This window comes from Labrenzia sp. CP4 (assembly GCF_001579905.1).
In the GTDB taxonomy this organism is placed as follows: domain Bacteria; phylum Pseudomonadota; class Alphaproteobacteria; order Rhizobiales; family Stappiaceae; genus Roseibium; species Roseibium algicola.
Window position 1 is genome coordinate 3470447 of the sequence record NZ_CP011927.1, and the last position, 12229, is coordinate 3482675.

11 protein-coding genes are annotated in these 12229 nt (G+C 57.4%); 4 read left to right on the forward strand and 7 right to left on the reverse strand.

From position 1 onward, the window contains the following. The first annotated feature begins 59 nt into the window (after window positions 1-59). On the forward strand, window positions 60-1355 hold the full coding sequence (gene guaD / locus ACP90_RS16075) for a guanine deaminase (protein ID WP_062488917.1): 1296 nt from the start codon (window positions 60-62) through the stop codon (window positions 1353-1355). A gap of 44 nt (window positions 1356-1399) precedes the next feature. Here guaD and ACP90_RS16080 read toward each other — a convergent pair whose 3' ends face one another. Then, window positions 1400-2623 carry an MFS transporter gene (locus tag ACP90_RS16080; protein WP_062488918.1) on the reverse strand — a complete coding sequence of 408 codons (1224 nt, stop codon included), beginning with the start codon at window positions 2621-2623 and terminating at the stop codon, window positions 1400-1402. 70 nt (window positions 2624-2693) lie between these two features. On the opposite strand from ACP90_RS16080, the gene ACP90_RS16085 reads away from it, so the two are divergent. After that, entirely contained in the window at window positions 2694-3140 is a 447-nt protein-coding gene (locus ACP90_RS16085) for a helix-turn-helix domain-containing protein (RefSeq protein WP_051990147.1), read from the forward strand. Between the two features lie 8 nt (window positions 3141-3148). On the opposite strand, the gene ACP90_RS16090 is transcribed toward ACP90_RS16085, so the two are convergent. The 4 genes from ACP90_RS16090 to ACP90_RS16110 all read right to left on the reverse strand — a co-directional run bounded on the left by ACP90_RS16090 (window position 3149) and on the right by ACP90_RS16110 (window position 6531). After that, a complete protein-coding gene (locus ACP90_RS16090; RefSeq protein ID WP_208993335.1) occupies window positions 3149-4564 on the reverse strand; it encodes an MATE family efflux transporter in 1416 nt (471 codons plus the stop codon). Between the two features lie 135 nt (window positions 4565-4699). After that, the gene (gene rpsI, locus ACP90_RS16095) at window positions 4700-5176 is read right to left on the reverse strand and encodes a 30S ribosomal protein S9 (protein ID WP_022999426.1); all 477 of its coding nucleotides are present in this window, start codon (window positions 5174-5176) and stop codon (window positions 4700-4702) included. Between the two features lie 2 nt (window positions 5177-5178). Beyond that, entirely contained in the window at window positions 5179-5646 is a 468-nt protein-coding gene (gene rplM, locus ACP90_RS16100) for a 50S ribosomal protein L13 (protein WP_006935155.1), read from the reverse strand. Window positions 5647-6105: 459 nt separating this feature from the next. Beyond that, window positions 6106-6531 carry a PaaI family thioesterase gene (locus tag ACP90_RS16110; RefSeq protein ID WP_022999428.1) on the reverse strand — a complete coding sequence of 142 codons (426 nt, stop codon included), beginning with the start codon at window positions 6529-6531 and terminating at the stop codon, window positions 6106-6108. Window positions 6532-6773: 242 nt separating this feature from the next. Here ACP90_RS16110 and ACP90_RS16115 point away from each other — a divergent pair, with 242 nt between their 5' ends. Continuing rightward, the gene (locus ACP90_RS16115; RefSeq protein ID WP_062491693.1) at window positions 6774-7685 is read left to right on the forward strand and encodes a hypothetical protein; all 912 of its coding nucleotides are present in this window, start codon (window positions 6774-6776) and stop codon (window positions 7683-7685) included. Between the two features lie 40 nt (window positions 7686-7725). On the opposite strand, the gene ACP90_RS16120 is transcribed toward ACP90_RS16115, so the two are convergent. Then, entirely contained in the window at window positions 7726-8982 is a 1257-nt protein-coding gene (locus ACP90_RS16120) for a ferredoxin reductase family protein (RefSeq protein ID WP_145915784.1), read from the reverse strand. Between the two features lie 317 nt (window positions 8983-9299). Continuing rightward, window positions 9300-10328 carry a betaine--homocysteine S-methyltransferase gene (bmt, locus tag ACP90_RS16125; protein ID WP_062488922.1) on the reverse strand — a complete coding sequence of 343 codons (1029 nt, stop codon included), beginning with the start codon at window positions 10326-10328 and terminating at the stop codon, window positions 9300-9302. A 348-nt stretch (window positions 10329-10676) separates the two neighbouring features. Here bmt and ACP90_RS16130 point away from each other — a divergent pair, with 348 nt between their 5' ends. Further along, window positions 10677-12215: a trimethylamine methyltransferase family protein gene (locus ACP90_RS16130; RefSeq protein WP_062488923.1), complete on the forward strand. Its 1539-nt coding sequence runs from the start codon at window positions 10677-10679 to the stop codon at window positions 12213-12215. The last annotated feature ends 14 nt before the right edge of the window (window positions 12216-12229 follow it).

Here is a 12229-nt window from a genome sequence, read left to right on the forward strand (position 1 = left end):
CGAGGAACAAACTGGCAATTGCCGGCCCATCTCCATGAGGAATTCCTGCCTTGGCAGACATGACCCCGAAGATCCTGCGCGGCAGGCTGCTTTCTTTCTCCACCGCCCCCAAAGGGCCGGATGACACGGACGCTTACAGCTATATCGAAGACGGTGCCCTTCTGCTTCGGGGCGGCAAGATTGCTGCTTGCGGCGAGTTTGCGGACGTTGCTGCCACCGCCGATGAAGGAACGGCCATCATCGATCATCGGCCACATCTGATCCTGCCCGGCTTCATCGATACCCATATCCATTTCCCCCAAGCACAGGTGATTGCGTCCTGGGCGGACCAACTGCTGGACTGGCTGAACGACTACACGTTCCCGGCGGAAATGAAGTTTGCGGACAAGGCTCATGGGGAACGGATCGCCAAGGCCTTTTTTGACGCGCTTGTTGCCCACGGCACCACGACGGCCTCCGCCTATTGTTCCAGCCACCCCACCTCGGTCGACGCCTATTTAGAGGAGGCGGAACGGCGCGGCATGTTGATGCTGGGTGGAAAGACAATGATGGACAGGAACGCGCCTGCCGACCTGTGCGACACCGCTCAAAGCGCCTATGACGACAGCAAGGCTTTGCTGAAAAAATGGAATGGACGCGGACGGGCGCATTATGTCGTCACCCCGCGCTTTGCAATCACGTCGACACCCGGGCAGCTTGAAGCTGCCGGAACATTGTTGAGGGAATATCCTGACTGCCATTTGCAGACCCACATCAACGAAAACCACAACGAAATCGCCTACACGCTGGAACTCTACCCGGAAGCGGCAGACTATCTTGGCGTTTACGAAGGGTTTGGCCTGCTCGGCCGCAAGACCTTGCTCGGTCACTGCATCCATATGAACGACCGGGAACTGGGTGTCATGCGGGAAACCGGCTCCGTTGCCGTTTTCTGTCCGACGTCAAACCTGTTCCTCGGCAGCGGTCTCTTCAACAAGGCCGGGCTGGAGCAGGCTGGCGTTCGCACGGCCATCGCCACCGACGTTGGCGGTGGCACAAACTATTCCATGCTGCGCACGCTCGACGAAGGCTACAAGGTTCTGCAGCTCCAGCGCCAGCGCCTCCACCCGCTCGCCTGTTTCCACTGGATAACGCTTGGCAACGCCGAAGCGCTTTCACTGCAAGACAGGATCGGCACCCTCGAGCCGGGCACAGATGCAGACCTTGTGGTCCTGAATGCGCGTGCGACCCAACCGATGGCCTTGCGGATGGAGACTGCAGAAAGTCTGTCGGAAGAACTTTTCGTGCTGCAAACCCTTGGCGATGATCGTGCTGTCGTTGAAACCTATGCAGCGGGTAAAGCCTTGAAGTCCTGACACCTTGGCCGGGGCACACCTAAATGCCCCGGTTTTTGGCCGCTTCAGCCAGCGTGCCTTGGCCTGAACGGGCGAAACAGCAACAAGCTGAACCCCGCAGCGGCAAACAGGACCAACGCCAGCGCCGTTCCCCGGTAGACAGTGGCAAAACCGAAGTCCTGAATTGGCATGGTCAGGACCAGCGGCGAAACGACCTGGCCCAGAAACATTGCTGTCGTCACGATGCCCGAAACGCTGCCACGCCGTTCTTCCGGTGCGACTTGCAACGCAAGCAGCAGAAACGACGGCTGCACGAGAGAATAACCCGCCCCGACCAGCGCAGCACCGCCGAGGATGAGCGGCCAGAGAGCGTCTATCGAAAGAATGGCGAATCCCAGCCCCATCAACACAAAGCCGATGCCGAAAGACGCAGACAGGCCGACAAGGGAGCTGATCCTTTTGTAGGCAATCGCAACCAAGCCTCCGGTCAGTGTCAATGCACCTAGCCCCATTGCCGTTCCAGAAGCGCTATCGATGCCGTTTTCATCCAGATAATATGGCAACTGGCTGGGCATCAGGAAAAAGAACATGACGGTGACCATGGTCAGCAGGCCAACAGCCAGTGCGGGCACAAGCCATCCTTTTTGCGGGGCAAGGTCTGCATTTGCGGCTGTGCTGGCCGCACTCTCGCGGCGAGTGTTTCTTTCCTGTTGCAGGATCGGCAGCAACAGCGGCACCAGCAGAACAGGTAACATATAGACCAGGAACGGCAAACGTGGAGACAGGCCTGCAAGCCAACCGGCAAAGCCGATGAACAGGAAGCCACTGAAATTGATCGCCGCCGTCTGCCATCCCATGAAGGCACTTCGGCGCTGACCGGAAAACAGGTCCCCAACCAGCGCAACCTGCGCAGTCATCGTCATGGCGACCGCAACACCCAGCAAAAGACGGCTCACCAGGATCGACTGCAGGTCCGGCAGGTAGGCTCCAGCGCTGCCGGCAAAGGCAAAAAGAAGAACGCCAGCCAGCAGCAGCGGACCTCTTCCGAACCTGTCTGCCGCCAGCCCGGCGAACGGTGCGATCAGAACAACGGACAGCGACGGCGCCGCGACCAGAAAGCGGGTCAGATAGGCCGCCGCGGGTTCATTCGGAAAGCTTGCCTCGAGCGCCGGAAGCGCCGGGCTGATGGTCGCATTTGCCATGATTTTCAAAGTTGCCGTCATCAGCAGCGCGATTGCTGCTGTTTCCAGCCAGAGCGGTCGACCTGTTGATCGAGGTTGAGAAGACATAATGGATTTTCCTTGCCTTTTGAAAGCCAGGAGCACAGCCTACAAATTCAAGTCGACTTGAGGTCAATAGATGAAATTAATGGATATTTCCGAAGTATCGAAGCAAACGGGCATCGCTGCATCGGCCATTCGCCACTACGAGGAAAAGGGTTTGATCACGTCCGTGGGTCGCCGGGGGCTGAAGCGTCTGTTCGGACCGGAGGTGCTGGACCAGCTTGCCCTGATCACGCTTGGCAAGACCGGCGGCTTTTCGCTGGAAGAGATCAAGTCAATGTTCGGCTCCGACGGCCGCCCCGCCCTCTCACGGCCCGGCCTTCACATGAGAGCAGATGAACTCGACAGGCAAATCCACACGCTGGAAGCACTTCGCGACATGATCCGTCACGTCGCCGACTGTCCTGCACCGTCACACATGGAATGCCCGAAGTTCCAGCAGCTGATCCGTATCAGTGGTCGAAGAAGCCGAAGTGAGCGTGTCACACACAAGTTGCCTCCGGTCAAACCGGGTCGAATGTGATTGACCGGCTACCTTCTTGAGAAGAACAGGATGACCTGACGCGCCTGACGCTGAAAGAGCCCCGGTTCTCGCGGCTTCTCATGATGCTCCTCGACGGAGCGAATGACACCACGCACGATGAGGATGGCAGCGACACCGAACAAGACGCCTCCGGCTGCCTGACCGATCAGGACACCTGGCGCCCCATACAGCGCTCCGCCGATCCAGACGAAGGGAATCGTACCGACCGTGTGCCGTCCCCAGTTGAGCATGGTTGAATAGAACGGCCGACCCAGATTGTTGAAGCAGGCGTTCGCAACAAAGATGGCGCCGTTGAAAAAGAAGGCCAGCGCCAAGGGACCGCAGAAAAGGAAAATCAGGGTCAGGGCAACGCCTTCGGCTTCGAACAGATGCGCGATCGGTTCACGGAGCATGAATAGAACCAGCGCGGCCAGGCCGACCACAAGTGCCGTAAACAGAAGCGCTTCGCGCAACGTGTCACGCACCCGGTCGAACCGTCCCGCCCCATAGTTCTGCCCCACGATGGGTCCCACGGCTCCAGACAACGCAAAGATGGTTGCAAAGGCCAGAGGCGACATTCTCGCGACAACCGCCATGCCGGCCACGGCCTCTTCACCGAATTCGGCCATTGACCGGGTTACCCAGGCCTGCCCCACCGGTGTTGCGAGTTGGGTGAGAATTGCTGGACAGGCAATCGCGGCAATTGGCGACATGTCCCTGAAAAGGGCCTTCGGGCGCGGCAAACTCAGGCCACCGTGGTAGCGGAAGATCGGTAACAGCGCGAATACGTCAATGGCGACGCGGGACGCTGCGCTGGCTATTGCTGCCCCTGTCAGTTCCAGGTCGAAGCCGAAGATCAAGATCGGATCAAGCACTGCATTCACCAGCCCGCCGACAATGGTCGACATCATCGCCCACCGGGCATCGCCATGCGCTCTTAGAACGGCTCCGCCTGCCATGCCGAGCAACAGGAGAGGCAACGTCGGAACGATGATTGCCAGGTAATGAACCGCGAGATCATGGGTTCGACCGGTTGCGCCGATCAACGTGACAAGCGGCCCCAGCGAAACCCAGACGGCCAGTGCAAAGACCGCGCTGAAAAGGAACCCCGCCGTAAGAGCGTTGGAAGCCTGTTGCCGTGCCTCCTCTTTGTCCCCTGCCCCCAGTGCCCTGGCCACCAGCGCACCGGCGGCAATGGCAACACCAATGTTGAACGAGGTGGTGAAGAAAAGGATCGCACCGGCATATCCGACTGCCGCCGCCAGTTCCGCCTTGCCCAGCATGGAAATGAAGATCATGTCGACAAAATCGACAGCAAAGATCGCCATCAGACCGATAGACGCGGTCAGGGACATCACGGTCACATGGCGAAACAGACTTCCAGACAGAAATTTTGCCTGGGTTGCAGATGCCTGATCTTTCACATTCGAACTCAGCGGATTGTCCTCGTCATGCGTGGCTGCGAACGTGCCAAAGCCCTAGCAGGCATTGATGCCAACAAAAAACCCGCCGGATCGCTCCGGCGGGTTTTTCGAACTGGTAACTTCCAGATCCAGCGATTAACGCTTGGAGAACTGGAACGACCGGCGTGCCTTGCGCTTACCGAACTTCTTACGTTCAACAACGCGGCTGTCGCGGGTCAGGAAGCCGTTCTTCTTCAGAACCGCACGCAGTTCCGGCTCATAGTGGGTCAGAGCCTTGGACAGGCCGTGACGCACAGCGCCAGCCTGACCGGAAAGACCACCACCGGTAACCGTTGCGATAACGTCGTACTGGCCTGCACGGTCGGTCAGCATGATCGGCTGCTGAAGGATCATCTGAAGAACCGGGCGAGCGAAATACTCGGTGTAGTCCTTCTTGTTGATCACGATCTTGCCGGTGCCCGGCTTGATCCAGACGCGGGCAATAGCATCTTTACGCTTGCCGGTTGCATATGCACGGCCATTGGCGTCCAGCTTCTGGACATGGACCGGAGCTTCGGGGGCAGCGGTTTCGACCGCACCGCCCAGTTCTTCCAGGGATTGCAGCTCAGCCATCGTTAAGCCCTCTTGCCATCATTCTTTGCGTTGAGGCCCTTGACGTCGACGAGTTCCGGCGACTGAGCTTCATGCGGGTGGGTCGGACCAGCGTAGACCTTGAGGTTCTTCAGCTGCTTGTTGGACAGAGGACCGCCCGGCATCATGCGCTGAACGGCTTTTTCCAGGACGCGCTCCGGGAAACGACCTTCGAGAATTGCACGTGCTGTGCGCTCCTTGATGCCGCCCGGGTGGCCGGTGTGCCAGTAGTACTTCTTGTTGTCGTACTTGCGGCCGGTGAACACAACCTTGTCGGCATTGATGACGATGACGTTGTCACCGGTGTCAATGTGAGGCGTGAAGGTCGGCAGATGCTTGCCACGCAGGTGATTGGCGATGAATGCGGCGAGACGGCCGACAACCATTCCTTCTGCGTCGATCAAGATCCACTTTTTCTCGACCTCAGCCGGCTTGGCAGAGAAGGTCTTCATGAGATTGATCCGTACTGGTCGGTTAAAGAAAAGGCCCGCGCGGCCTGTATCAAGCCAGCGAACGGACCGAAATTTCGTTCGGAGGCGCTTATACGCTCACCCAGAATAAGCGTCAAGCACGATATTTTCGACAACTCTCTTATTTCTTCATATTTTTCAATAACTTAAAAAAACGGTATTATAATACCGCAAATTAGAACCCATAAATCGGTGCCAAACCTGGCCAGATGCTGATCATCCGGACAACGGTGATGCTTGCATTCCCCGTATCGGCCAATGTCTATCGCCCCAACCAGATCAGGAAAAATGGCCAAAAGCTTCCCGATCTGACAAGATTCGAACAGTTGGCCGGCACAATGAACCGGACCTCCATTTCTGCAGTCCAGAAGGAGAAACTCGTAATGCCGTAAGGCGCGGCAGGCAATCAGCCTGACATCGACGCCGCAAGTCCGGATACTTTCAGCGGGGAGGAACGGAATAGGTCGCCGTGGCATGAGCCACGAGTTCTTCCTGTCCCTCACCTGCAATTTCGCAATCGACAACGGCAAGACGCTTGCCGAGTTTCAACAGGCGGCACGTGGCGAGAAGATCTCCCGCCTCAGGTTTCCGCAGAAAGTTGATGTTGAGATTTGTGGTCACGGCAAGCGCAACCGGGCCAATATGAGCCAGGATCACGACGTAAGCGGCCAGGTCGGCAAGCGCCATCATGGAAGGACCGGAGACTGTGCCCCCCGGGCGCAGGTGCAGCTCGTTGGCGGAAAGGCGCAGGACCGCTTTCCCGGGTGAGACGCTGTCGATCGCATAAACACGACCACCTGCATGGATTTGCGGAAATTCCTTGTCCAGCATTTCCATGATTTCGGTCTCAGTCATAACCGGTGTCATGTAGCCTCCCCTACCACTTTCTTTTTCAATCCATAAACTGATTTCATCTTACGTACACGTCAATTCGTTTCTTGGGCAAAAGCGGATCCAGACACACAAGGGCCTCACTTCAGTCCTCTGTCAGGTTTTCGTTTTTGAATAGTGAGGGTCTTCAATTGATCAGACTGATTGCAGCCTTGTGCAAAGTATTTTCCGCTCGCAGCCTTCGCCCCTTGCCGCCGCTTGTTGTGGCTGCCTCGATAATGACGTTCCCCGGTATCGCCGTGGCCGACGTGAAACATTACCTCTACACCAGTGCAGGTGCGTTTTCCGAGACACGTGAGCTATTGCACAATCCAGCGATTTCTGGCGTTCAGATCCTCTACAACTGGCGAATGCTTGAACCGGAAAAAGGTCGTTATGACTTTTCCGCAATCGAGCGGGACCTCGCCGTAGCCCAAAAATACGACAAGGCGTTTTTTCTCCAACTTCAGGACCGCTTCTTTTGGGAAGGTGCTCGCTTTGTGCCGGACTATTTGCTGAAAGATCCGCTCTATGCAGGCGGCCTTGCCCGGCAGGTGGACGACAGTGAAGCCGAAACCCCGACACCAGAAGGCTGGGTAGCCGTGCAATGGAATGAAGCGGTTCGCTCCCGTTACCAGGCTCTATTGACCGCCCTTGCGGACCAGTTCGATGGCCGCATCGAAGGCCTCAACCTGCCGGAAAGCTCGATCGACGTTGACAGACGCAAGGACGAGACGGGCTTCAGTTGCGACGCCTATTTCGACGCGACATTGGAAAACATGGTCCATGCGCGCAATGCGTTCCAGGCGTCCCAAGTCGTTCAATACGTCAACTTCTGGCCATGCGAGTGGGAAAACAGTGAAGGCTACATGCAGCGCAGCTTCGATAAGGCAGCTGAACTCGGAATCGGTCTGGGCGGTCCCGATATCGTTCCGCACCGAAAGGCACAGATGAAGAATTCCTACCCCTTCTTTCACCAGTTCCAGGACAAACTGCCGATCATTGCGATGGCGATCCAGGAGCCCACTTTGGAGTACATCAATCCGGAAACGGGCAAGACCTTTACCCGTTCCGAATTTATCAAGTTTGCCACCGACTATCTTGGCGTTGACATCATCTTCTGGAGTGCGTCAGCTCCCTGGCTGCAATAAGCCCTTCCCGCACGAAGCGGGCTTTCGCAGGTCGGAGGCCCTATTCTGCTGGCTGTGTCTTTTCGGCGCGGCGTTTTTCGATGGCGTAAATTCCCCGATCCCAAAGCCAGACCGCCAGTCTGCCCAGACCAATACCGGTTCGCATCTGAAACTCCTCGAAGTGAAACCGGCTGGCTCGCAAGCCTTTCAGCACGAGACTGCTCTTCAGTGTCTTGCGAAGGGTAGCAGGCCCGCAAAAGAAGACATGGGCATTGCGTAGATCGCCCTTCAGGTCTTCGACAATCCGTTCGGGCGTCAGCCTGACGCCTTCAAGCGAATTGACGATCATCAGCTCAAGCTTGCCGGTTTCTTCAGCCAAATGCTGAAGGTCAGCCACATATGGAATGTCGCCACGCTCGCGCACACAATAGTAGAGCTTTATCGGCCCACTCTCCCGGTGTTTCAGGCTCTGCGCAAACGCAAGGAAGGGAGTTATTCCGACACCGGCGGCAATCCAGACCTGAGGATCCCGTCCAGACGGCATCGAGAAATTGCCATAAGGACCGGAAACCGTAGCCTCCATACCTACCTTCAGCTCGCGGTACAGGCGGCTGGTGTAGTCGCCGAGATCCTTTATCGTGAAACGCAGCGACCTGTCATCGCGTGGCGCGGCACTGAGTGTAAACGGATGTTCCTCCGTCAAGCCTCCTCCCTTGACCGAAAGGAACGCGAACTGTCCGGCCACATGTTTCAGCCCTCGCCCCCTGGGCTCCAGGAGCACTTCCGTCAGGCCATTGATGTGACGAACGGAGGCAACCTTGTAGGCGTGGCCACGTGGTGCCAACGGCCGCAGAACAGACATCCAGACATAGGAAACAAGGCCGAGCACACAGAACGCAGAAACGTAAAGCCCGAGCGGGTCTGCGTTCGCAAACGGCTTTTCAATGAAGAAGTAGTGGAATGCTCCCATGAAAAAGAAGACGCCGATCAGCCGGTGGCTCCACTTCCACAAGTGGTAGGGAATGAAGGTGATGACGGATGCCAGCACCAGGATCAGAAGACCGTAAAGGCTAACCTCACCGATGTCTTCAGCAGCGTCGGCCAGCGGCCCACCACGCAAACCGTCCATATCCGCATCGATGATGTCGTGCAGTCCCAGGCCCACCATCGCGATGATGCCGAGCCATTTGTGCAAAACGTAGATCCGGTCGAGCGGCCCGAACACCAATTCCAGCCCCGGTATGCGCGTCGCCAGGAATTGGTTGATCCCCATCACGATTAATGCAGCGGTTCCAAGATACTGGCTGAAAAGCGCCACCGGATCTCGCGATGCAGCCAACGGGGCGAACCAGAAAAGAGGGATCAGGGCAGCCAAAGCAATCAGTGCAAATCCAACAGGGCGCAAAACATGTGTCCGTTTCTGGCTTCAGGCTCGAAGCGGTTCCGTTAGCTTGCGGATCGGACGGCGCGCAGTTCCTGCTCATGCAGCATCGCGACTTGCCGACCTTCCGCAAAACGATCGGGATGCGTTAGAGGGCTTACGTGACAGCTGCAACACTGTTGCAGGACTTTCGACGAAAAAAGGCGCCTATTGGCGCCTTTTTAAAACCCTGACTTGTGGCTTGAGCGCAAGATCTAGCTGCGCCTGCGCCCTCTGCGTCGGCCGGAGCCCGAACCGTCGTTTTCTGCGCGGGCGGCATCAGCTTCCTTGTTCGGAGGCGAAACAAGCGGACCGATTTCGGCAATCACCTCGTTCAGCATCGGCCGGGCACCCGCCTGATGGGCATCCAAGGCTGCGCGCATTGCAGCCAGATGGATCGGCGACGTGCCGCAGCAGCCACCGACAATCCGCGCACCTGCATCAAGGGCCATGTGTGCGTATTTTGCCATCAGCTCCGGCGTTCCGGTGTAGACCACTTCATCGCCCTTGATCTGAGGGATGCCGCAGTTGGCTTTCGCCACGATTATCGCATCAGGATAGGCTTCGGTGATGTCCATGATCGCTGCCAGCAGATCCGACGCACCGACACCGCAATTGGACCCGATCGCGACGGGCGTGCAGGCAAATTGGCTCTGAAGGTCGCCAAGCCCTTTGGGGGAAAGACCCATCATCGTCTTGCCGGCTGTATCGAAACTGGCAGTAATGACCAATGGCAAGTCGAAATTCTGCGCTGCTTCAGCAGCAGCCTTCATTTCTTCGACGGCTGACATGGTTTCGACCCACAAAATGTCGGCACCACCTTCAACAAGGCCTTCCATCTGCTCCTTGAAGGCTGCAACCCCCTCTTCATAGCTGAGTGCGCCAAGGGGTTGGAAAAGTTCGCCGGTCGGTCCGACGGACCCTCCGATCAGAACCGTCCGTCCGGAAGCTTCGGCCACATCACGCGCCAGCTTGACGGCGGCAATGTTGAGTTCCCTGACGCGCCCCTCCGCCTTGTGCAACTTCAACCGATGACGATTGCAGCCGAAGGTATTGGTCAGAATGATATCGGATCCCGCATCGACAAACGACTTGTGAAGCGCAGTGATCTTTTCCGGTTCATCCGTGTTCCATAATTCCGGAGCGTCACCGGAAACGAGACCCATTTCGAACAGGTTGGTTCCGGTTGCACCATCGGCAAGCAACGCCCCCTTCTGGGCAAGGAGCTCTTCCAGCTTGGACATTCAGCAGTCTTTCGTCTTGTTGGTGTCGTCTTCGCCCGTTTTCAGGCCTGTTTCTGCAATAGCAGACCGCGCTGGGAAATCCATGTGCGCAATTTATCTTCTGCGAAGCCCTGGCCTGCGCGGTTAGGCGTAAAGGCGGTATTTCTGTACGGCAAGGTGACCTCGACCTTCGCTTGGTCGCCAATTCCGAAACCACTTTTCACTGTGCGAAGTCAATGGACTTTCCGGCGAAAATGAAGCAACAAAGCGCCATGACGCTTTTACGGTATTGTGCGACGGTTATGGAGCCGGGTTGTCAGGGCTCCTGATAAAGACTACGCGCAACCAAAATCATCTTGGGAGCATAAGATGTCAGACGCCGCCCCATCTGGCCGTCGAGGAAGAAGCGCCCGCCGCGAGCGCCGGCAAGCCGGACCTGCCGGCCTGGCCATTCCCTACATTTCGCGCAACATTCCGAACTTCGACATTTTGAGCGATGAAGGCGCGGAACGGATCGAAGCCAATACCGACCGCATTCTCGCTGAAATCGGGCTTGAATTCCGTGACGACCCCGAAGTTATCGGTATCTGGAAAGAAGCCGGTGCGGAAGTCGACGGCGAACGTGTCCGCTTTCCAAAGGGCATGCTTCAGGAGCTGGTAAAGACGGCCCCTTCCCAATTTACCCAGCATGCCCGCAACCCTGCGCGCAGCGTTGAAATCGGCGGCAACAATCTTGTCTTTGCTCCGGTCTACGGCCCCCCTTTCGTCACCGATCTCGACAAGGGCCGGCGGTACGGCACGATCGAGGACTTCCGCAACTTCGTGAAGCTCGCCTACATGTCGCCGTGGATGCATCATTCCGGCGGCACCGTCTGTGAGCCTGTCGACCTTCCGGTCAACAAGCGGCACTTCGATATGGTCTATTCCCATATCAAATATTCCGACAAGCCGTTCATGGGGTCGGTCACCGCACCGGAACGCGCCGAAGATTCCGTGAAGATGGCGCAGATCACCTTCGGTGAGGACTTCGTCGATCAGAACTGCGTCATGATCCAGCTGATCAACGCCAATTCGCCTCTGGTTTTCGACGCCACCATGCTTGGTGCTCTCAAGGTTTATGCCAAGCACAATCAGGCTTGTATCGTTTCGCCGTTTATCCTGGCAGGCGCCATGAGCCCGGTAACCGTTGCCGGTACGTTGTCGCAAGTGCTGGCAGAGGCTCTGGCCGGCTGTGCCCTGACCCAGTTGATTCGTCCCGGTGCTCCGGTCGTTTTCGGTGCCTTCGTCAGTTCGATCTCCATGCAATCCGGTGCCCCGACTTTCGGCAGCCCGGAAGGCTCCCTGCTTCTCAACGGGGCAGCAAAACTCGCCCGCAGGCTCAACCTGCCGTTCCGTTCAGGTGGCTCGTTCACCGCATCCAAGAGCCCGGATGCGCAATCTGCGCAGGAATCCGCGCAGACCATTCTGGCCACCTTGCAATCAGGTGTGAATTTCTGCCTTCACGCAGCCGGCTGGCTGGAAGGCGGATTGTGCTCTTCCTACGAAAAGTTCGTCATGGATGCCGACCAGCTCGGCATGATGCATGTACTTGCCAAGGGCATCGAAATCTCTGATGAAACTCTGGCGATGGACGCGCTTCAGGAAGTCGGCCCCGGTGGCCATTTCCTCGGCGCTGCGCACACGCAGCGCAATTTCGAGAGCGCGTTCTTCAGGTCCTCGATCGCCGACAATAACTCCTACGAGCAATGGCTCGCAGACGGGCAACTGGATGCCGCACAACGTGCCAATGCCCGCTGGAAGGAACAATTGGCGGGTTACACGGGCCCCGAACTTGACCCGGGCATCGACGAGGCGCTGCTGGCTTTCATGACCGAACGCAAGGCGTCTTTCCCGGACAGCAACGTCTGATCCGCAGCCGAATA